The organism is Streptomyces sp. NPDC037288, from assembly GCF_055603265.1.
Map to the genome: position 1 here is coordinate 119,063 of NZ_JBVJVY010000021.1, position 19,722 is coordinate 138,784.

Sequence of the window (19,722 nt, forward strand, 5' to 3'; positions counted from 1 at the left end):
CCGTTCACGCCTCCGCCGTCGGCAGGGTCACCTCGAAGCGGCAGCCCCCCGGAATGTTGCGGACGGTCGCCCGGCCCTGATGGGCCTCGACGATGCCCCGTACGATCGCCAGCCCCAGCCCCGCCCCGGCCGGCGGGGTCCGGGCGTCGGTGCCACGCCAGCCGGTGTCGAAGACGCGGGGCAGGTCCTCGTCCGGGATGCCGCCGCAGCCGTCCGTCACCGACAGCACCACGCCGTCCGGCGCCCGTTCCGCGGCGACCGCGACCGTGCCGTCGGCCGGGGTACGGCGGATGGCGTTCACCAGCAGATTCCCCAGCACGCGGCTCATCTCCTTGCCGTCCACCTCCACGGGCACGGGCTCGACCCGGTCGCCCACCAGCCGTACCCCGTGTTCCCGGGCCAGCGGATCGGCTCCCGCCAGCGCGTCGCCGACCAGGTCGTACAGGGAGATCCGGGCGGGGCTCAGCGGGAGGGTGCCCGCGTGGATGCGGGAGAGTTCGAAGAGGTCGCCGACCATGTCGTTGAGCCGTTCGACCTCGGTGCGGATCTGCCTGAGGTAGCGGTCGGGGTCGGCGGCCACGCCGTCCTCCAGCGCCTCCGCCATCGCGCGCAGGCCGGCCAGCGGGGTGCGCAGGTCGTGCGAGATCCAGGCGACCAGCTCGCGCCGGGACTTCTCCAACGCCCGCTCCCGTTCCCGTGATTCGGCGAGCCGGGCGCTGGTGGCCGCCAACTCGCGGCCCAGAGCGTCCAGTTCGGCGGTGGCCGGGCCGTGCGGGGCGGCGAAGGCGCCGGCGTCACCGAAGGAGCGGGCGGCGTCGGTGAGTTCGCGGCTGCGGGCGACGACCCAGCGGCCCAGGAGCAGCGCGGTGGCCAGGGACACCACGGCCGCCATCGCGACGACGGTCGTGACCACGGTCAGGTCGTGCGAGGAGAGGAACATCGCCCAGGCGACGGCGAGCGTGCCGGCGAGCATCGCGACGACGCCGACCGCCGCGACCACGGCCAGGGAGGCGGTCAGCGAACGGCGCCGGATCAGGCGCAGCGCGCCCGCCCCCGCGGCCCCCGCGGCCACGGCGCCGGCGAAGGCGTAGACGGCGATGAGAACAATGTCGCCCATGGTCAGCGCACCGCCTCGCCGGGCTCGAAGCGATAGCCCACACCCCACACGGTCTGGATCAGACGGGGCCGGGCCGGGTCGTCCTCGACCTTGCCGCGCAGCCGGCGGACGTGGACGGTGACGGTCGACAGGTCGCCGAAGTCCCAGCCCCAGACCTCGCGCATCAGGTCCTCACGGCTGTAGGCCCGGCCGGGGTGCCGCAGGAAGAACGCGAGCAGGTCGAACTCCCGGAGGGTGAGGGCGAGTTCGGTGCCGTTCTTGGCGGCCCTGCGGGCGTCGGGGTCGACGGAGAGTCCGGCCGCGGCCAGCCGGTGCCCGGTGGTGACGGGGCGGCTGCGGCGCAGCACCGACTCCACGCGCAGGACCAGTTCGCGGGGGCTGAAGGGCTTGGTGACGTAGTCGTCGGCACCGACCTCCAGGCCCAGGATGCGGTCGTCCTCGTCGCCGCGGGCGGTGAGCATGATGACCGGCACCGGTCCGCGTTCCCGCATCCGCCGGCACACCTCCAGGCCGTCCATGCCGGGCAGCATCAGGTCGAGCACCACCAGGTCGGGCCGGTGCGCGGCGGCGCGCGTGAGGGCGGTCGGGCCGTCGTCGGCGCGGTCGACCGCATAGCCGGCGCGGTGCAGGTATCCGGTGACGACCTCGGCGACGGTCGGGTCGTCGTCCACGACCAGGATCCGGGCCGCCTCGGCTGCGGCCTCGGTCTCGTGGGACTCGTACAGCGGTTGCATGCCTCAAGCCTCGCACCGCCCGGTGCCCGCCGCCGGACCGCGGGCCGGGCGTCCGCGTTTCGTAAGGACCTTGAGTCCGATATGCCCGATCAGCGTTCGTAGGGTGAAACCGTGACGACCACTTCCACGGACGTCGACGTGGTGCTGCCCTGCCTGAACGAGGCCGAGGCCCTGCCCTGGGTGCTCGGCCGGATCCCGGCGGGCTGGCACGCCCTCGTCGTCGACAACGGTTCCACCGACGGCTCCCCCGGCATCGCCCGCGCGCTCGGCGCCACGGTGGTGCACGAGCCGCGGCGCGGCTTCGGCGCCGCCTGCCACGCCGGACTGACCGCCGCCACGAGCGACATCGTCTGCTTCTGCGACTGCGACGCCTCCCTCGACCCCGCGCTGCTCCTTCCGTTCGTGGGGGAGATCCGGGAGGGCGCCGCCGACCTGGTGCTCGGCCGGCGGCGACCTGAGGGCCGGGGTGCCTGGCCCGTGCACGCCCGTGCGGGCAACCTGGCGCTGGCGCGGATACTGCGCCGCCGTACCGGGCTGCGCCTGCACGATCTGGGGCCGCTGCGCGCCGCCCGCCGTGAGCCGCTGCTCGCCCTCGGTCTCACCGACCGACGCAGCGGCTATCCGCTGCAGATGGTCGTCCGCGCGGCCGACGCGGGCTGGCGCATCGCCGAACACGACGTGCCGTACCGGCCGCGCACCGGCGCCTCCAAGGTGACGGGCACCTGGCGTGGCACCTGGCAGGCCGTGCGGGACATGAGCCGCGTACTGGCCGAGGCACCGGCCGACGGGAGGGCCGTACGGTGACCACGCTTCTCGTCATCGCCAAGGAGCCGCTGCCGGGCCGGGTCAAGACCCGGCTCACCCCGCCGTTCACCCCGCAGCAGGCGGCCCAGCTGGCGGAGGCGGCGCTCGCGGACACCCTGCACGCCGTCGCGGCGACGCCCGCGACCCGCCGGGTTCTCGTGCTGGACGGGGCGCCCGGGCCGTGGCTGCCACCCGGCTTCGAGGTACTGCCGCAGTGCGCGGGCGGCTTGGACGAGCGGCTGGCGGACGCCTTCGCGCGCTGCTCGGGCCCCGCGCTGCTCATCGGCATGGACACCCCGCAGGTGACGCCGGAGCTGCTCACCGTGGACTTCACGGACTGCGACGCGTACCTGGGCCCGGCCCAGGACGGCGGCTTCTGGGCGCTGGGTCTGGCCGAGCCCGCCCCGGCGCTGCTGCGGGGCGTGCCCATGTCGACGCCCGGGACCGGGGCCGTGCAGCGGGAACGGCTGCTGGCCGCCGGGTTGCGGGTGCGCGAGCTGCCCCGGCTGCGGGACGTCGACACCGTCGCCGACGCCCACGCCGTCGCCGCCCTGGCCCCGCACGGCAGGTTCGCCGCGCGGCTGGCCCGCTGTACGTCGGTCACCCGGTGACGGGCGGCTCTGTCGCCTGGGCGGCCGCCGACCCCTACGCGGCCGCGCTGCGCACCGGCCGCGGCCCGCTGTTCCTGCGCCGCGCGGACGGCTGGCTGCTGCCGCTGGAGGTGGAGCGCTGGTGCGCCCGCGCGGACGCCGTGGACCGGGCGGTGCTCGACCGCTGCGAGGGCGCCGTGCTGGACGTCGGCTGCGGGCCCGGGCGACTGGTGGCGGAGCTGGCCGGCCGGGGCCGACCCGCACTCGGCATCGACGTCAGCGAGGCCGCCGTCGACCACACCGTCCAGCTCGGCGGTCAGGCTCTGCGGCGCTCGGTGTTCGAGCCGCTGCCCGGCGAGGGCCGCTGGGACACCGTGCTGCTCATGGACGGCAACATCGGCATCGGCGGGGAGCCGTCCGTGCTGCTGGAGCGGGTGGCGGCGCTGGCCCGCCCGGGCGGTCTGCTCATCGCCGAGACCGTGCCCGGACACGTCGACGAGCGCGCCCGGGTCGAGGTGGTCGACACCGTCGGCGCCTCGCGGGCCGGCGGTGCGCCGTTCCCCTGGGCGCGGGTCGGCACCCCGGCCCTGCTGCGGTACGCACGCAGGGCCGGCTGGAGGCCCGTCACTCAGTGGTCCGCCGGCGGCCGGTGCTTCGCCGCCCTTCGCACCCGCCGTCCGAGCAGCAGCGCCGAAGCGCCGAAGAGGACGGCGGTGATCAGCAGCCAGCGGGTGAGGAAGCCGTCCGGGGAGAGGCCGGTGGCCGACCGGTAACGCCGGTTCGCCATGCCGCTGATCAGCGGAAACCACACCAGCAGGAGCAGCCCGGACAGCATCGCCGGGACGCGCACGTACAGCGTCCGGCCGCGCCGTCCGGCCGCTCCGAGGCCGCGTACGACCGCCCGGTCGGCCGCCGTGTACAGCGGCAGCAGGACGAGGTCGTGCAGCAGCGCGGCACCCACGATCCACAGCGCCACGCCGAACCAGTCACCCGCGAACAGCCGGAGTCCGGCGTACCCGGCGAGTGCGAACGAACAGCCGAGAAGCAGCAGTTGGAAGGGACTGCCCAGGGGGAGGCGACGGCGCATCACAGGTCTCCGAAGGTCAGCCGGGCCACCCACTTGGTGTTGAGCACACCGGGTGCCGCGGGGACGATGATCCGCGCCGGGCGGCCGTGGTCGGGGGACAGTTCCTCGCCGTTGACGTACAGGGCGAGCAGCGAGCGCCCGTCGGCCACCTGGTTGGCGCGCAGGGCCGCGCGGCGGAAGGCCCCGCGGCGTTGCAGGGACTCCACGAGCACGTCCGGCGGGTCGCCGTCGTACCCGACGAGTGCCGCGAGGTCGCGCAGCCGCACCCCGCGCCACCACTGGTCGGCGGTCGACCAGCCCTCCACGCAGGCGATGGGCAACGACGCGCTGTGCTGCGGCAGTCGGAGCAGTTCGGCGCGGCTGAGCCGGACGGTTCCGGTGCGGCCGGTGACGACGAGCCGCCAGGCGTCCTCGTGGGTCTCGGCCGCCGTGATACCGGCGTAGGCGGCGGTCTTGTTGATCTGGAAGCCGTTCGGGCCGCCGCCAGGATCGGCCGTGCCGTGCGGAGCGAGCAGGGCCGTACGGCGGAAGGGTCCGCCGAGGCTCTGCCCGACCGTGGTCAGGAACAGCACCAGGGAACCACCGCCGACCAGCCACAGCGCGCCGCGCCGGGAGACGGTGGGCGCCGCCGGGCGTGGCGAGACCAGGTCGCTCTGGGGGGAGGCCGGATCGCTCCGCTCCTGCCGTCGCCCGCGTACGGTGCGCAACGCGGCCGGTGTCTTGAGCGCGGCGTGGGCCAGGAACGCGGCGAAGAACACCCATGCTCCGTAGAAGTGCAGCGGGTAGAAGGAGCCGGGGAAGACATAGTCCAGCTGGACGTTGAGGACTCCCGTGGTGAACTCGAACAGTCCTCCCCCGACCAGCAGCACCAGGGAGATCCGCTCCAGCGCGTGCGCGAGCGAGCGGGCCGGAGGCAGGGTGAACAGCCTCGGCACCACCGACCACAGCTTGGCCAGCAGGACGGGGATCAGGGTGATGCCGAGCGTCACATGGACGCCCTGGGTGAGCCGGTACAGCCACACCGGGTCGGTGGGCCAGGCGAACAGGTAGAAGCCCAGGAGGCCCTTGTCCGGGGTGGTGTCGTTCACCCGGGACAGGCCCGGGTTGTAGGCGGCGTACGACACCAGTCCGGTCACGAACAGCACGGTGATGCCGACGAGCAGGACGAGGCCGAGGACCGAGGTGAACCAGGGGCCGCGCAGCGGGCTGCGCCAGAAGTCCGGGGAAGTGGGAAGACGGGGATGGTCGCGCATGTCCCGACCGTAGGCCGGTGCACCACCGGAAAGGGATCCGCGACCGGTGACGAAACGCTGACGTCCTGCCTGGCGGGCGCCCGGTTGGCGCCACCCCGGCCTAGCGTTCCGGTGTGAACCGATCTCTCCGCCGCGATCTGTACGCCGCCGGTGCCGCCGCCCTGCTCGTGACGGCGGCCGTCCTGGTCGGCCGGCACATCCAGGACACCCGCCACACCCTGTTCGTGCACTGGCCGCCGGTGTTCGCCGAGTGGGACCCGCACCTCGGCCCGGGCACCCCGGCGGCCCTGGCGGTGGCGGCGGCCACCGTGGCGTACGGCCCCGCCGTCGCGGCCCGTCTGCCCTGGCGGGCGCTCCTCGCGGTGGCCTGGACGGCGGCCCTGGCCTGGATCCTGTCCCTCGCTCTGGTCGACGGCTGGCACCGGGGCGTCGCGGCGCGGCTGACCGCCCGCGAGGAGTACCTCCGGGTCATCGGCCGCTTCCAGGACATCCCGGCGACCCTGCGCGACTTCACCCACCACATCGTCAGCGGCACCCCTGCCCCCTGGCCCGCCCATGTCGCCGGCCACCCGCCGGCCGCCACGCTCACCTTCGTCCTGCTGGACCGGATCGGGCTGCGGGGCGGTGGCTGGGCCGGGATGTGGTGCGTCACCGTCGGTGCGACGGGATGCGTGGCCGTGCTGATCGCGCTCCGCGCGCTGGCCGACGAGATCCTCGCCCGCCGGGCCGCGCCGTTCCTGGTGCTCGCCCCGGCAGCCGTGTGGCAGGGCACCTCCGCCGACGGCTACTTCGCGGCCGTCGCCGCCTGGTCCGTGGCGCTGCTCGCCCTGGCGCTGACGCGACGGTCCCACGGGTGCGCGGCGGCCTCGGGCCTCCTGTTCGGCCTGACCTGCTATCTGTCCTACGGCCTCGCGCTCTTCACACTGATCGGCGCGGCGGTGGTCGCGCTCACTCGCTCCGGCCTCCGCGAACGCCCGTCCCTCCTGCTGCCCCTGGTCGCCGGACTGGCCGTACTGCCGCTGGTGTTCACCCTCGCCGGCTTCGACTGGTGGGCCGCCTACCACCTCCTCGTCACCCGCTACTACCAGGGCGTCGGCGGCGTCCGCCCCTACGGCTACTGGGTCTGGGCCAACCTCGCCTGCACCGCCCTCATCACCGGCCCGGCCACGGCGGCGGGCCTACGCAGGACGACGGCGGCACTGCTCCCCGCAACCGCCCTGCGACGCCCAGCGGCCCTGCTCCCCGGATCCGACCGCCGGCACCCCTCGGCACCGCTCCCCGGGAGCCGCCCGCCACAGCCCGCGGTACGCCTTTCCGGGAGCCGCTCCCGACCCCCCGCGTCGCTCCCCACGACCGGCGGCCGACCCTCCGCGGCGCCATTGCCCGCGCCCGGCGGCCGACCCTCCTCGGACGCGCGCCTGGCACTCCTCGTCTCCGCCGCGCTGCTCGCCCTGCTGGTCGCCGACCTGTCCGGCATGAGCAAGGCGGAGACGGAGCGCATCTGGCTGCCCTTCGCCCTGTGGCTCCTCCCGGCCTGCGCGCTCCTCCCCCACCCGCGCGCCTGGCTCACCGCGCAGGCCGTACTGGCCCTGCTCCTCAACCACCTGCTGCTGACGGGCTGGTGAGGCCGAGGGCTCGCGGCGCCCGGCGCCGCTCCCGGCGCCGGCCCGCCCGCCGGCCTCAGCCGGCATCGGGCAGCGCCGTGGGGCCGCCCTCCTCGTCCGCTCTCCGCCGTGCCCTGCCGGCGTTCTCCGCCCGGACCGCGGTCAGCCATCGCCAGGGCCGGATCTCGTCCAGGCTGAGCCCCGGACACGCCAGGTGGTGCGGGATGCGGCACCGGGCGCCGGTCAGGGGCTCCTCGAAGCCGCCGTTCCAGGCGACTCCGTTGCTGTCGATGTGCCAGCGGTGCCCTCCGGGAACCAGGTGCGCGGGCAGCACGAGGCCGGGTTCGAGGAGCACGTGCTGTCCCGTGTAGGTGGGGCGCCGTTCACCGGCGAGCCCGCAGTGCGGGCAGTGGGGCGGGCTGGGCGGTTCCGGGCCGGCGGCTCCGTCGAGGGCCGCCTGGGCGCGGTCCGTGTTCTCCCATGAGCGGGGCGCGCCGGTGGGCGGCCGCCACTGCTCGTCGTAGCCGGCCGACGGGATGATGCTGTCGTCATGTGCCCCCATGCCCGCCAGCATCCCCGTCCGGTCGGAATCCCAGGAGGGCGCGACGAGGGCGCATCGGGAGCAGACCGGCTGCCCGGCCGGCCGGGCCGGAGCAACGGCGGAGTCGGGCGTGCCGACTCTCCGAACAGCCGGCCTGCGGCTGGGCCGGGCCCCGGTGTTCGCGGCCCCCGTCGTGCACCCGCTCCGGGTGACCCGGCGTGACCGCCCCGCGGTCCGGGCGTTGTGGGTGCGGGAGGGGCCGGTGTGGCTGGAATCGCGTACTGGTGCGGGGCGCACCGCTGCCGCTTGGCTGAACGGACACGGCAAAGGACAGGGGACAGGTATGGACTTCGGCAACGTCGATCGGCGCCGGTTTCTCGGGACGACCGCGGCAGGGCTGGTCACCGCCGTCTCCCCGCGGCCGGCGGCGGCACACGGACTGCCGGACGGGTCCGGTGCACAGGCCGGCCGCGCCGGACGGTTCCTCACCTACACGCGTACCACCGGGGGTTCGGTCACCGCCGGCCGGGCCGGCGGCGCGCTGATCGCCGAGGTGCAGGGGGTGCTGTGGCGGGTGCCCCGGGACGGCGGAACGGCCGAACAGGTGACGGGCTGGGAGCTGGAGGCGACGCGTCCCGCGCTGTCCCCCGACGGGAAGACCCTGGCCGTGTGCGGGTATCGCGGGGGCGGCTTCCATCTGTGGACACTGCGGCCGGACGGCGGCGGGCTGCGGCAGGTGACGGACGGGCCCTGGGACGACCGCGGTGTGGCCTGGTCACCCGACGGCACCCGCCTGGCCTTCGCCTCCGAACGCGGCGGCGACGCCACAGCGGGCGCCTCCTACGGGCTCTGCGTGCTGGACGTGGCCGACGGCCGGCCGCGCCGGCTCACCGGCGGGGACTACGAGGACTTCGATCCGGCCTGGTCTGCGGACGGGCGGTCGCTGGTGTGCGTGCGCGCCGCCCACACACCGGGCGGCGGGAACGACGGCGGTCTGTCGCTGGTCCGGGTACCGGTCGCCGGCGGCCCGGCCCAGGTGCTGCGTACCGTGACCGGGGGCCGGCTGCTGTGCCCGTCGGTGTCGCCCTCGGGGCGGATCGCGTATGTGCGGCTGACCGGCGCGAGCGCTCCGGGACTGCCGGCCGACGAGGCTCTGCTGATGGTCGACGGAGAGGTCGTCACGGCGGACGAGGACCTGGCGGCCGCTCCGCCGTGCTGGCTGAACGAGGACGAGCTGCTGTACGTCGGTGACGGCCGGATCCGTATCCGCTCCCTCGCCGCATCGTCCGTGCGGGAGGTGCCCTTCGCCGCCCGCATGCCCGTGCCCGGTCCGCCCCGGAAGCGCCCCCGGCGTCCGCTCACGCCGGAGCGGCGGGCCCCGGTGCGCGGCCTGCACCGGCCGGCCCTGTCCCCCGACGGCCGCAACGTGGCCTTCGTGGCGCTGAACGCCCTGTGGCTGATGCCGGTCGGAGGTACTCCGCGCAAGCTGCTCCAGGCGGCCGACGTCCACCTGGTGCAGATGCCGGCGTGGGCGCCGGACGGGCGCAGCCTGCTGTACTGCACGGACCAGGACGGTCTGGTGGCCGTACGCCGCCGTCACCTGGACAGCGGAGCCGACGAGCCGCTGACCGAGGGCGGCCGGCTGTATCCCGCACTGTCACCGGACGGCTCCCGCCTGGCCTGCCAGGACCTGACCGGGAACCTGCTGCTGCGCACCCTGGCCACCGGCGGCGAGCAGCAGCTGGCCAAGCCCCTGGCGACCGACGGGCCGCCCGGCGCCCCCACCTGGTCGCCCGACGGCCGGTACGTGGCCTTCTGCGACCGCAACCGGCTCAACCAGCGGTTCCGCGAGGGATACAACCTCATCCGCGTCATCGACACCCGCACCGGCGGCGAACGCCGGCACCTGCCCGCCGAGCACCATTCGCTGTCCGACCGGGTCGCCTCGGGGCCGGTGTGGTCCCCCGACGGCCGCTGGATGGCGCTGGTGGCCGAGTCGGCGCTGTGGCTGCTGCCCGTGACGGCCGACGGCACACCGGCCGGTCCCGCACGCCGGCTCACCGACGAGCCGGCCGACCACCCCAGCTGGTCCGCGAACTCCGGCACGCTCCTCTACCTCTCCGACGGCCGGCTGCGCCGCCTCTCCCTTCCCACCGCACGGGCCCGCACCCTCCCGCTGCGCCTGACCAGCGGGCGCGTCGCGAGCGACGCCGCCGGGCCGCTGCGGATCCACGCCGGCCAACTGTGGGACGCCACCGGCGCGCCGCCACGGCATGACGTCGACATCCTCGTCACCGGCAAGCGGATCACCGCCGTCGAGCCGCACCGGGCCCGCCGCCCCGGACACCGCACCCTGGACGCCTCGGACCGGACCGTCCTCCCCGGCCTGTTCGACAGCCACACCCACCCTTATGCCGCCACCTACGGCGCCCGTCAGAGCCTCACCGCGCTCGCGTACGGCATCACGACCACGGCCTGTCTCGGCGGTCCGCTCTACGACGCGGTGCGGCTGCGTGAGGCGGCCGGGGCGGGGGACCTGCTCGGGCCGCGGCAGCTGGCCTGCGCCGAACTCATCGACGGCGCGCGCACCGCGTACAGCATGGGCCGCGCCCATCGCACCCGGGACGGCGTCCTGCGCACGCTGCGGCGCGCCGCCGCTCTGGACGTCGACTTCGTCAAGACCTATGTGCGCGCCCCGGGCGAGGTCATGGCGGAGGCGGCCGAGGTCGCCCACGCGCTGGGGGTGCCCAGCGGCAGCCATCTGTGCGCGCCGGGCCGGGCGGCGGGCCAGGACCTGACGACCCATCTGCAGGCGACCCAGCGCCTGGAGTACGGGCATGCCGTCACCCCCCTCGGCCGTATCGGCCAGGATCTGGTGCAGCAGTACGCCGACGGCTCCTTCGCCCTGATCATCACGCCGTTCAGCGCGCAGATCCTGATCGCCGACGACCCTCGGCTGGCCGAGGATCCGCGCGTGACGCGCCTCATGCCGCCCTGGGACGTCGCCGTCGTCCGCGCACACGCCCGGACCGCGCCCACCGACGCGCAACGGCGCGCTCTGGCCACGGAGATGGCGGACTACCGGCGGCTGGCGACGCACGGCGCCCGTATCGCCCTGGGCACCGACGCCCCCCTGGTCCCGGTCGGCCTCTCCCTGCACCTCGCGCTGCGTGCCCTGCACGCCCACGGCTTCACTCCCGCCGAGGCCCTGCACAGCGCGACCACCGTGCCGGCCCGTCTCTTCGGCCTCGACGCCGACCTCGGTACGGTGCAGGAGGGCAGGATCGCCGACCTGACGATCGTCGACGGCGATCCGTTCGCCGACTTCGACACCCTCGTCGACATCCCGGTCGTGGTACGCGAGGGTGTCCCCCACGCGCAGGGCGACCTGACGTCCGCGCACGGGCAGGGCGGGTCGGCCGGGCAGGAGCCGCCCCGCGGCATGACATGGCTCGAGGTGGCCGGTCACTTCCGGCAGGGCTCGTGCTGCCATCCCGGCACGGACGGCGCTTAGGAGGGTTCGTCGTCCGTGGCGGTGCGGCTCGCCAGTCGTTCGTAGCGCTGCCTGGCGGCCTGCGGGGTGCCGAGTCCGAGACCGAAGGCGATCTCGGGCCAGGTCAGGCCCCGGCCCCGCGCCATCTGAAGGAGCCCGGCCTCCAGTTCGTCCAGCTCCGCACGGACCAGCGGGACGAGGGTCAGCGCGGCCGTGATGTCGGCGTGGTCCACCTCCGGCTCGCCGTCCTCGCGCATCGCGGCCCCGCTGAGCAGGAACGTGACGAGCCTGACGGCCTCGTGCGGCGCGAGGAGCGACGGATTCGTCTGCCGGCGCCGTTGCTCGTCCGTCGCCGCATGCCGCTCGGCGATGCGGAACAGCGAGGTGTACACCCGCTGGGCGCGGGCCTGCTCCGGCTGGGGAGGTGTGAAGGGATCGGTGTGGTCAGCGGTCGATGACATGTCGTCAGGATGCGACACACACGACATGAGTCAACGGACTATTGTGAACAGGTTGTTCATCGCTCTTCTGAGGAGAGCGGTGCGGCGATCTCCCGCTTGAGGATCTTGCCGCTCGGGCCCATCGGCAGGGCGTCCGTCAGCCACAGCCGGCGTGGGTACTTGTAGGCCGCGACCCGGTCCCGGACGAACCGCTGCAGTTCCTCGGTGTCCGCCTGGGCTCCCGGCCGCAGCACGACCGCGGCGGCCACCTCCTCGCCGAGCCGCTCGTCGGGCACCCCGAGGACCGCGGCGAGGGCGACGGCGGGATGCTCGTGCAGCACCTCCTCGATCTCGCGCGGGTAGACGTTGTAGCCGCCGCGGATGATCATGTCCTTCTTCCGGTCGACGATGAACAGATAGCCGTCCTCGTCCCGGCGGGCCACGTCGCCGGTGCGCAGCCAGCCGTCGGGGATGGTGGCGGCCGTCTCCTCGGGGCGGTGCCAGTACTCCTTCATCACGTTCGGCCCGCGCACCGCCAGTTCACCGACCTCGCCCGGTGCCACGTCCCGGCCGGCCTCGTCGAGCAGCCGGACCTCCACATCGCGGATGGGCGTGCCGACGGATCCGGGCTTGCGCGGGCGGTCGGGGTGGTTGAAGGAGACGACCGGGCTGGTCTCGGACATGCCGAAGCCTTCGAGCACCATGCAGCCGAAGCGCCGCTCGAACCCGTGCAGGATCTCCACCGGCAGGGACGCGCCGCCCGAGACGCACATGCGCAGACTGGACACGTCCGCCGCGGCGGCGCCCGGGTGCTGGAGCAGCGCCGCGTACATGGTGGGGACGCCCTCGAACACGGTCGCCCGGTCGCGGGCGATGGCGTCGAGCACCGTCTGCGGCTCGAAGCGCGGGACGAGCGTGAGGGAGGCGCCGCTGCGGACGGCGACGTTCATGGTGCAGGTCTGCCCGAAGATGTGGAACAGCGGCAGGCAGCCCACGATCACGTCGTCGGAGGTCAGCCGCTGGACCTCGGTCACGTTGACCTCGGTGTTGTGGCGGAGCCCGGCATGGGTGAGCGCCGCGCCCTTGGGCCGGCCGGTGGTGCCCGAGGTGTACAGCAGCACGGCGATGTCGTCACCGGCGGCGGCGGTCACCTCGTACTGCGGCTCCAGCCGCGCCAGTTCGGCCGCGAAGGCGGCCGGTTCGACCCCAAGGCGCCGTACGCCGGCGGCGTCCGCCCCGGCTGCCCCCTCACCGGGCGCCTGGTGCCACTCGAAGAGCAGGACGGCGCCTGAGTCGCGCAGGTGGTACTCGGTCTCGCGCTCCTTCAGCAGCGGATTCAGCGGCACGACGATGCCGCCTGCGCGCAGGACCGCGTAGTACAGGACGACGAACTCGGGCACGTTCGGAAGCATCAGCGCGACCCGGTCGCCGGTGCGCAGACCCTCGGTGCGCAGCAGCGCGGCGGCCTGGGCGCTCAGCCGGTCCAGTTCGGCATAGGTGGTGGTCGCCGTACCGAGCCGCAGCGCCGGACTCCCGGCCCTCTGTCGTGCCGACTCCACCAGGAACTCCGCCAAATTGGCCATGATGCCTCCTCGCACACACGCGCTCGCCGCGCTCACGGGGTCCCGTCCCCGACGCTGACGCGGGGTCCCGTCCCCGACGCTCACGGCATGGTCGCCCGCACGATCGCGGGGGTCCATGGCGACGCCCACAGTTCACCTCTGCCAGAGTTGTTCCTGAACACAAAGGTACCGCCGTACGCTGCGGGTATGGGTCTGCAGAATGTGGTCGCCGCGTTGCGTGTGCGCCTTCCGGAGCTGGGCGGGCTGATGACCGAGCGCATCCGCGCGGAGGTCGAGTCGTACGCCGACGACTCGCTCATCCCCTTCGCGTCGCTGAGGGAGTCCTGCGAGGGCAACGCCGATCTGCTCCTCGGCCGTTTCGCCCACGGCGCCGAGCCCGACGTGGGAGCCGCGCAGCAGACCGGACGGCTGCGCGCCGAGCAGGGCGTGCCGCTCGCGGACACGCTGCACGCCTACCGGGTCGGTTTCGAGCTGCTCTGGTCGGAGATGGTCGACGAGGCGCGCCGGCACCCGGAGGTGTCGGACGCCGAGCTGGTGGCCGGCTCCTCGGAGATCTGGGCCCTGTTCGGCCGGTACGCGGAGGCCGTGGCGGCCGCCTACCGCGAGGCCAGCGCGGAGCTGGCGCTGCAGCGCGAGGCGCGCCGCTCGGCCCTGGCCGAGGCGCTGTTCACGGGCGCCCTCGCGGATCGTACGACGCCGTGGGAGGCGGCGCGGCAGCTCGGGCTGCCGGAGCGCGGCCCGTACGCGGTCGTGGCCGCGGCGGTGCCGGACCCCGGCCAGGAGCCGCTGCCCGGCATCGAGGCGGCGCTGCGCCACTCGGGGGTGGCGTCGGTGTGGCGGCTGCTGCCGGACCAGCAGATCGGGCTGGTCTCGCTCGCGCACCGGGACGCGGAGACGGTGAGCGTGCGGGCGCTGCGCCGACGGCGCGCGCGGGTCGGCGTCAGCCCCCGGTTCGACTCGTTGCGGGACACCCCGCAGGCGCTGCGTTTCGCCCGGCTGGCGCTGGCCGGACTGCCCGCCGACGGGCCGGGGGTCGCCCGGTTCGACGACAGCCCACTGGCGATGCTGGTGGCCGCGGCGCCCGCGGAGGCCAGCCGGCTGGTCGAGGTCGCCCTGGGCCCGCTCCTCGGCCTGCCGGAGGCGGAGCGGGCACGGCTGCTGCGGACGCTGGGGCACTGGTTCGGCGCGGGCGGGGTGGCCGCCGAGGCCGCCGAGCGGCTCTTCGTCCACCCGAACACCGTGCGCTACCGGCTGCGGCGCGTCGAGGAGCTGACGGGCCGCTCGCTCGCCGACCCGATCGCCCTCGCCGACCTGGGTGCCGCGCTGTACGCCCTGCGGCTGCTGCCTTCCTGAGCAGTCCGGTCGGGTGCGCGGCTAGCGCGCCGCCGTGAGACGGTACACCGACACATGGGAACGGGACTCGGCCGTGAACCCGGCGCCCTCCCAGTCCGCGTGCCTGGACTCCCGCTCGAATCCGGCCAGTTGGGCCATGAGGTCGAGTTCGGAGGGCCAGACGTAGCGGTGCGGGCTGCGGTACAGCCGGGCCTGCCCGGTCCCGTCGAAGCGGAAGTGGTGCGACACGACCCGCTGGTCGGGGATGTCGTAGGTGTCCCGCCCGATGTAGTCGGCGTCGGTGCGCCATACGGTGGCCGCCTTGCCCGGGGGCTCCGGCGTCCGGGTCGACCCCGACCGACCTCGCGGAACAGCACGGCCAGCGGGATGGCGACGGTTCCGGGACCGCATCCCACGTCGAGGAGCCGTCCGTGTCCGTCCGTCGCCAGGACCTCGGCCAGCAGCGGCACCAGCCCCGGGGCGTAGGGCAGTCGGCCCTGTTGGTAGTAGGCGGCCGTGCCTTCGAAGAGGGTCTTGTCCCACTTCCAGTCGTTCATCGGGCAAGAGCCGTTCCGTCGAGAACCGACCCGGCGGTTTGGTATGGCGGTCGCGCACAGGCCAAGGGAGCGAGGTACTCAGTTGTTGGCGCAGGCCAGAGGGAGCGCCGACTTCTGTCGTGCCTCCGCGATCACCCGGACACCCCGGTCCGGTGCGGTGTCGAGGCGGACGAGGACGGCCGGAGCGGCGATCGCGGGGAGCAGGTGGTTGAAGAGGGCCGACATCCGGTGGTCGAGGTCGGCCCAGCCCGCAACGGTCTGGGAGACGAACTGCACGCCGATCCACGCGCCGAGGAACACCTCGGCGGTCTCCTCGGGCACCACGTGCGGGAGCACCTCACCGCGTTCCTTGGCCTCGGTGAGCACGGCCCCGGTCAGCTCGGCCCAGGCCGGCCAGGCGCTGCCGAGGACATCGCGGCCCTGCAGGTCGGCCGAGAGCCGGACGCCCGCGAGCAGCATGGGCTCCCGGGGCAGCCGCTGGGCCAGGGTCATGCCCGCGTCGACCCACTCCTGCAACTTCAGTTCCCGGGTGAGGTGGTACTCGGTGGTGATCTGCTCCCGCAGCACGCCTTGGGCGAGGGCCGCCTTGGAGTCGAAGTGGAAGTACAGGGCGCCCTTGGTCACTCCGGCCCGGTCGAGGATCTCGGCGATGGTCGCGGCCGCGTATCCGCGCTCGGCGAAGACCGCCGCGGCGGCTTCGAGAACAGCACGCCGGGTCCGGACAGCTCGCTCCTGCTGAGCCATGGACCCTCCTCAAGCTGAAAATTAAACCAAACAGCTCGTACCTTACCGCAGCGCAGGTCAACGCCGGGGTACCGCGGGACAGTTGCGCGGACTTGGCACATGCGCCTGACATGCGCCTCGAGATGACGGACCCGTGGATGTTTTGAACGCGTTCAAATTCTCGGCTACGCTGGGCGCACCGAACCGAGGGGGCTCGATGAAGGTGGTTCTGCCCGGGGGAACCGGACAGGTGGGCACGATTCTCGACCGGGCGCTGACGGCGGCCGGGCATGAGGTGACCGTGTTGACCCGGCGGCCGGAGCGGGAACGGCAGGTCGGATGGGACGGCGTCACGCTCGGTCGCTGGGCCGAGGTGATCGACGGCAGCGATGTCGTCATCAACCTGGCCGGACGCAGCGTCTCCTGCCGCTACACCGCCGAGAACCTGCGGGCCATGATGGATTCGCGGGTGGACTCCGCGCGGGTGGTCGGGGAGGCGATCGCCGCCGCCGCGCGGCCACCGCGGGTGTGGCTGCAGATGAGTACGGCAACGGTCTACGCCCATCGCTTCGACGCGGCGCACGACGAGGCGACAGGGGTGATCGGCGGCTCGGAGGCCGGGGTTCCGCAGTACTGGTCGTACAGCGTCGACATCGCCCGGAACTGGGAGCGCGCCCAGTCCGAGGCGCCGACGCCGGCGACACGGAAGGTGGCACTGCGCGCGGCGATGGTGATGAGCCCGGACCGGGGCGGCGTCTTCGACGTGCTGCTGGGGCTCGCCCGGTTGGGGCTGGGCGGCCCGGTCGCCGGCGGGGCGCAGTACGTCTCCTGGATCCACGACGAGGACTTCGTGCGCGCGGTGGAGTTCCTGATCGAGCGGGACGACATCGACGGGCCGGTGAACCTCGCCTCCCCCGGCCCGTTGCCTCAGCGGGAGTTCATGCGGGCGCTGCGCACGGCCTGGGGCGTCCCCGTGGGGTTGCCGGCCACGCGGTGGATGGCGGAGCTGGGGGCGTTCGCGCTGCGCTCGGACACGGAGTTGCTGCTCAAGAGCCGCCGGGTGGTCCCGGGACGGCTGCGGGAGGCCGGGTTCGACTTCGCGTACCGCGCGTGGCAGCCGGCCGCCACGGACCTCGTGCGCCGGGCCAGGTCGTCCCGGGCGGCACGTCGCAGGCGGGTGGGGGCGCCGGCGTCCGGACGGCGGACCTGACCCGGTGACGGGAAGCGGCGTTCCGGGCGGCGGACCTGCCCCGGGACCGCCCCGGGTCACCGGCGCGGGAGTGGGGCACGGGCCGCGCGGGTGACCCCCAGCAGCACCAGCGCGACGACCTGGATCGCGGCCACCACCGTGATCAGCAGGGGAATCGAGTAGCCGTACAGGCCGCCGGTCAGCGCGCCGCCCGCCAGACTCGCCGTGCCCACCACACCGGCGAACAGGCCGTACGCGGTCGCGCGCCGGCCGCTCGGTACCAGGTCCGCCACGGTGGCGCGCAGGGTGGACTCCTGGATGCCCATGGCGGCGCCCCAGACCAGCGACCCGGCCACCGCGACGGCGACGGTGTCCGTGAACGCCAGCAGTGCCACGCCGGCCGTGAGCAGGGGCAGGGCGACCAGGACGCGCGGACCGAACCGGTCGTACAGCCACCCCGTCACCAGCGCCGACACGGCGTCCACGGCCATCGCCGCCGCGTACAGCACCGGCACCCAGACGGCGGCCATCAGACGGCGCTCGACCAGGTGGTAGGAGAGGAGACCGAAGGTGGCGAAGCCGGCCGTGGTGACCGCCGTGAACCCGGCGTAGGCCCAGAACGCCCGCGGCATCCGCCCGCCTTGAGGCTGCTCCCAAGGCGTCGTGCCGACCGTCGTCTCGCGCTCGTACGCCTCAGGGTCCGGCACCCGGGCCCTGAGCCACAGCAGCAGCACCAGGACGGCCGCACCGGGCAGTGCCAGCACGCCGAGCGCCGGTCCGTAGTCGCCGCCGGTCAGGGCGAGCATCCCGGCCACGAGCAGCGGGCCGACCAGGGCGCCGATCTGGTCCATGGCCTCGTGCACGGCGAAGCCACGGCCCCGCCCGATCGCCTCCGTCGCGTGCGACAGCATCGTGTCCTTGGCCGGAGAGCGCACCGCCTTGCCGACGCGCTCCGCGATCACCAGGGCACAGGCCGCCCAGAGCACCCCGACGACCCCCAGAAGCGGAACCGACGCGACCGTCAGGGCGTACCCGGCGATCGCCAGCCCCCAGAAGCGGCCGGTACGGTCGGCCAGCGGGCCGGAGACCAGCCGCAGACCCAGCGAGGCGGCCTCCCCCGCGCCCGTCACCACGCCGACCACCAGGGCGGATGCGCCCAGCGAGGCCAGCAAGGGGCCCGTGATCGAACGGGCGCCCTCGTAGACGAAGTCCGCCAGCAGACTGACCGTGCCGAACCACACCACGAACCGCCAGGGCCCCATCGCCGGCCGCCCCGAGCCCGGACCTCCGTCTGTCGTCCTCATGGTCCTATGGTCTCGTCCCGCTCACGTCTGCCGGAAATGGCTCGGTCTGCCGTCGACCGTCACCAGGTGTCCCAGCTCTGCGGCCCCGCTGCGCGGCATCAGCGTCCAGGTTCCGTCCGCTCGGTGCAGGGCGGCGGAGTGCCAGGGAGTGGTCCAGGCGTCCGGGGCGTCCAGGAGGCGGATGCCGAACTTCGCGGCACCGATCGGCTGCGGGTGGATGGACAGTCGTACGGCCGCCGGATGGTGTTCGGCGATCAGGGCGCCCCAGGCGCGGCTGCGCTGCAGGACGGCGTACGCGCGCTGCCGGCAGGCTCGTTGGAGGGCTGAACGGGTGCCCGGGCACTCGGCGGTGTCCTCGACGAGGAAGCGCGTGACGCCCCGGTAGAGGGCGCGCACCTGGTCGTCGGCGTGCACCTCGGCGCGCAGGGCGTCGACGGTGGGCGCGTGGTGTCGGTCGATGTGGGCGCGTTTCGCGTCGTACGGCAGGTCCCCGAGCAGATCCCGCAGGTCGAAGACGGAGAGTCTGGTGAGGCCCAAGTCTGCGATGAGTCGGCGCAGTTCGTCGGCGTAGGCGTCGATGTGGGGATCGGGGACCCGGATGACGTCGCCGAAGACGTGTCCGTCGGAGCAGATCACGATGCGGGCGCCGGGCGGGTGGATCCGCTCGATGTCCGTGCAGAGCCGGTGCAGGAAGCTCAGGGAGAGGCGTTCGCCCTGGTCGGGCAGGTGGCCCAACACCTTGGCCGGGTTGGGGGACTTACAGGGGAAGCCGGGAAGGGTGAAGACGACCGGGGCGCCGTCGCGCACGAACTCTGCGATGCGTCGGAGCTGGTGCGGGAACGCCTCCACGGGCGCGGGGGTCCGGTCGGTGGTGCGGTGATGGGGCAGGAGCAGCCTGAGGATGGCGGCGCTGATGCTCGCGGGGCGGATGTCCGGCGCGGTCGTCAGGGGCATGCGGGTCTCCGGGGGCGGGAAAGGGGAAGCGGGGAACGAGGGGATGCACGGCTGTTCGGGTGGCCTGGTCCACGGGTTACGGGTGCGCAGGCACGACGGCGGACGGCTCGTCGGCGAAGCGCGACCGGGCGCCGTGCGTGTCCGGTGGGGGTTCGGCGGCGAGGCGAGTGGGCGGCTGCCTCGGACCGGTCGTCAGGACCCGGCCGTCAGGACCCGGCCGTCACGAGCCCGCGGACTCGACCGGCCATGGCCTCACGGCCCCGCCCGGCGAGAGGCGCGCTACCGCACCCACACGCCGGTCGGCAGACGGGCCGGGCACGACGACACCGCCGGCCCGGTCGGCGGACGGGCAGGCACCTTCACCCCTCCGGACCGGTCGACGGACGAGTCGGCCGTCACGGCCCCGTGGCCCGGCCC

General features: G+C 74.2%; 16 protein-coding genes and 2 pseudogenes. 7 read left to right on the plus strand and 11 right to left on the minus strand.

Going from position 1 to position 19,722, the window contains the following annotated elements; genetic code table 11:
- Nucleotides 1-4 precede the first annotated feature (4 nt).
- A complete protein-coding gene (locus ACZ7GZ_RS23535) occupies nt 5-1,117 on the minus strand; it encodes a sensor histidine kinase (protein ID WP_471027106.1) in 1,113 nt (370 codons plus the stop codon).
- Between the two features lie 2 nt (nt 1,118-1,119).
- A complete protein-coding gene (locus ACZ7GZ_RS23540; RefSeq protein ID WP_471027108.1) occupies nt 1,120-1,851 on the minus strand; it encodes a response regulator transcription factor in 732 nt (243 codons plus the stop codon).
- Nucleotides 1,852-1,962: 111 nt separating this feature from the next.
- On the opposite strand from ACZ7GZ_RS23540, the gene ACZ7GZ_RS23545 reads away from it, so the two are divergent.
- From ACZ7GZ_RS23545 to ACZ7GZ_RS23555, 3 genes are read left to right on the plus strand one after another with little or no spacing between them, the layout of a single operon-like run.
- Entirely contained in the window at nt 1,963-2,655 is a 693-nt protein-coding gene (locus tag ACZ7GZ_RS23545; RefSeq protein ID WP_471027110.1) for a glycosyltransferase family 2 protein, read from the plus strand.
- Nucleotides 2,652-3,266, plus strand: a complete 615-nt coding sequence (locus ACZ7GZ_RS23550) for a TIGR04282 family arsenosugar biosynthesis glycosyltransferase (protein WP_471027112.1) — start codon at nt 2,652-2,654, stop codon at nt 3,264-3,266. The genes ACZ7GZ_RS23545 and ACZ7GZ_RS23550 overlap by 4 nt, the downstream gene beginning before the upstream one ends.
- Nucleotides 3,263-4,018: a class I SAM-dependent methyltransferase gene (locus ACZ7GZ_RS23555; protein ID WP_471027114.1), complete on the plus strand. Its 756-nt coding sequence runs from the start codon at nt 3,263-3,265 to the stop codon at nt 4,016-4,018. Before ACZ7GZ_RS23550 ends, ACZ7GZ_RS23555 begins: the two co-directional genes overlap by 4 nt.
- 313 nt (nt 4,019-4,331) lie before the next feature.
- Here ACZ7GZ_RS23555 and ACZ7GZ_RS23560 read toward each other — a convergent pair whose 3' ends face one another.
- Nucleotides 4,332-5,585 carry a molybdopterin-dependent oxidoreductase gene (locus ACZ7GZ_RS23560; protein ID WP_471027115.1) on the minus strand — a complete coding sequence of 418 codons (1,254 nt, stop codon included), beginning with the start codon at nt 5,583-5,585 and terminating at the stop codon, nt 4,332-4,334.
- A 113-nt stretch (nt 5,586-5,698) separates the two neighbouring features.
- On the opposite strand from ACZ7GZ_RS23560, the gene ACZ7GZ_RS23565 reads away from it, so the two are divergent.
- On the plus strand, nt 5,699-7,210 hold the full coding sequence (locus tag ACZ7GZ_RS23565) for a hypothetical protein (RefSeq protein ID WP_471027117.1): 1,512 nt from the start codon (nt 5,699-5,701) through the stop codon (nt 7,208-7,210).
- Between the two features lie 55 nt (nt 7,211-7,265).
- Here ACZ7GZ_RS23565 and ACZ7GZ_RS23570 read toward each other — a convergent pair whose 3' ends face one another.
- Nucleotides 7,266-7,751, minus strand: a complete 486-nt coding sequence (locus ACZ7GZ_RS23570) for a DUF6083 domain-containing protein (RefSeq protein ID WP_471027118.1) — start codon at nt 7,749-7,751, stop codon at nt 7,266-7,268.
- A 322-nt stretch (nt 7,752-8,073) separates the two neighbouring features.
- Between ACZ7GZ_RS23570 and ACZ7GZ_RS23575 the strand changes: the two genes are divergently transcribed.
- Nucleotides 8,074-11,244: an amidohydrolase family protein gene (locus tag ACZ7GZ_RS23575; protein WP_471027140.1), complete on the plus strand. Its 3,171-nt coding sequence runs from the start codon at nt 8,074-8,076 to the stop codon at nt 11,242-11,244.
- Here ACZ7GZ_RS23575 and ACZ7GZ_RS23580 read toward each other — a convergent pair.
- Together ACZ7GZ_RS23580 and ACZ7GZ_RS23585 are read right to left on the minus strand one after the other, a co-directional pair.
- Entirely contained in the window at nt 11,241-11,684 is a 444-nt protein-coding gene (locus tag ACZ7GZ_RS23580) for a DNA-binding protein (RefSeq protein WP_471027120.1), read from the minus strand. The genes ACZ7GZ_RS23575 and ACZ7GZ_RS23580 overlap by 4 nt on opposite strands.
- A gap of 56 nt (nt 11,685-11,740) precedes the next feature.
- Complete coding sequence (locus ACZ7GZ_RS23585) at nt 11,741-13,246, minus strand: long-chain-fatty-acid--CoA ligase (RefSeq protein WP_471027122.1); 1,506 nt, start codon at nt 13,244-13,246, stop codon at nt 11,741-11,743.
- A gap of 186 nt (nt 13,247-13,432) precedes the next feature.
- Here ACZ7GZ_RS23585 and ACZ7GZ_RS23590 point away from each other — a divergent pair, with 186 nt between their 5' ends.
- Nucleotides 13,433-14,599 (plus strand): PucR family transcriptional regulator, encoded by a 1,167-nt coding sequence (locus ACZ7GZ_RS23590; RefSeq protein WP_471027123.1) that lies wholly within the window; start codon nt 13,433-13,435, stop codon nt 14,597-14,599.
- Between the two features lie 21 nt (nt 14,600-14,620).
- Here ACZ7GZ_RS23590 and ACZ7GZ_RS23595 read toward each other — a convergent pair.
- From ACZ7GZ_RS23595 to ACZ7GZ_RS23605, 3 genes and pseudogenes are all read right to left on the minus strand, one after another.
- Nucleotides 14,621-14,911, minus strand: a pseudogene (locus ACZ7GZ_RS23595) (SAM-dependent methyltransferase); the annotation flags it as partial.
- A pseudogene (locus tag ACZ7GZ_RS23600) lies at nt 14,883-15,135 on the minus strand (SAM-dependent methyltransferase); the annotation flags it as partial. The pseudogenes ACZ7GZ_RS23595 and ACZ7GZ_RS23600, both read right to left, overlap by 29 nt.
- Nucleotides 15,136-15,213: 78 nt before the next feature.
- A complete protein-coding gene (locus ACZ7GZ_RS23605; RefSeq protein ID WP_471027124.1) occupies nt 15,214-15,879 on the minus strand; it encodes a ScbR family autoregulator-binding transcription factor in 666 nt (221 codons plus the stop codon).
- A gap of 196 nt (nt 15,880-16,075) precedes the next feature.
- On the opposite strand from ACZ7GZ_RS23605, the gene ACZ7GZ_RS23610 reads away from it, so the two are divergent.
- On the plus strand, nt 16,076-17,068 hold the full coding sequence (locus tag ACZ7GZ_RS23610; protein WP_471027126.1) for a TIGR01777 family oxidoreductase: 993 nt from the start codon (nt 16,076-16,078) through the stop codon (nt 17,066-17,068).
- Between the two features lie 56 nt (nt 17,069-17,124).
- Here ACZ7GZ_RS23610 and ACZ7GZ_RS23615 read toward each other — a convergent pair whose 3' ends face one another.
- Nucleotides 17,125-18,351: an MFS transporter gene (locus ACZ7GZ_RS23615; RefSeq protein WP_471027127.1), complete on the minus strand. Its 1,227-nt coding sequence runs from the start codon at nt 18,349-18,351 to the stop codon at nt 17,125-17,127.
- A 21-nt stretch (nt 18,352-18,372) separates the two neighbouring features.
- A complete protein-coding gene (locus ACZ7GZ_RS23620) occupies nt 18,373-19,305 on the minus strand; it encodes an L-tyrosine/L-tryptophan isonitrile synthase family protein (RefSeq protein WP_471027129.1) in 933 nt (310 codons plus the stop codon).
- Nucleotides 19,306-19,722 lie beyond the last annotated feature (417 nt).

What these genes read in the sequence shown, in the direction of transcription:
- ACZ7GZ_RS23535 (WP_471027106.1), bottom strand. Translation starts at nt 1,117, where the DNA reads ATGGGCGACATTGTTCTCATCGCCGTCTACGCCTTCGCCGGCGCCGTG.
- ACZ7GZ_RS23540 (WP_471027108.1), bottom strand. Translation starts at nt 1,851, where the DNA reads ATGCAACCGCTGTACGAGTCCCACGAGACCGAGGCCGCAGCCGAGGCG.
- ACZ7GZ_RS23560 (WP_471027115.1), bottom strand. Translation starts at nt 5,585, where the DNA reads ATGCGCGACCATCCCCGTCTTCCCACTTCCCCGGACTTCTGGCGCAGC.
- ACZ7GZ_RS23570 (WP_471027118.1), bottom strand. Translation starts at nt 7,751, where the DNA reads ATGGGGGCACATGACGACAGCATCATCCCGTCGGCCGGCTACGACGAG.
- ACZ7GZ_RS23575 (WP_471027140.1), top strand. Translation starts at nt 8,074, where the DNA reads ATGGACTTCGGCAACGTCGATCGGCGCCGGTTTCTCGGGACGACCGCG.
- ACZ7GZ_RS23580 (WP_471027120.1), bottom strand. Translation starts at nt 11,684, where the DNA reads ATGTCATCGACCGCTGACCACACCGATCCCTTCACACCTCCCCAGCCG.
- ACZ7GZ_RS23585 (WP_471027122.1), bottom strand. Translation starts at nt 13,246, where the DNA reads ATGGCCAATTTGGCGGAGTTCCTGGTGGAGTCGGCACGACAGAGGGCC.
- ACZ7GZ_RS23590 (WP_471027123.1), top strand. Translation starts at nt 13,433, where the DNA reads ATGGGTCTGCAGAATGTGGTCGCCGCGTTGCGTGTGCGCCTTCCGGAG.
- ACZ7GZ_RS23605 (WP_471027124.1), bottom strand. Translation starts at nt 15,879, where the DNA reads ATGGCTCAGCAGGAGCGAGCTGTCCGGACCCGGCGTGCTGTTCTCGAA.
- ACZ7GZ_RS23610 (WP_471027126.1), top strand. Translation starts at nt 16,076, where the DNA reads ATGAAGGTGGTTCTGCCCGGGGGAACCGGACAGGTGGGCACGATTCTC.
- ACZ7GZ_RS23615 (WP_471027127.1), bottom strand. Translation starts at nt 18,351, where the DNA reads ATGAGGACGACAGACGGAGGTCCGGGCTCGGGGCGGCCGGCGATGGGG.
- ACZ7GZ_RS23620 (WP_471027129.1), bottom strand. Translation starts at nt 19,305, where the DNA reads ATGCCCCTGACGACCGCGCCGGACATCCGCCCCGCGAGCATCAGCGCC.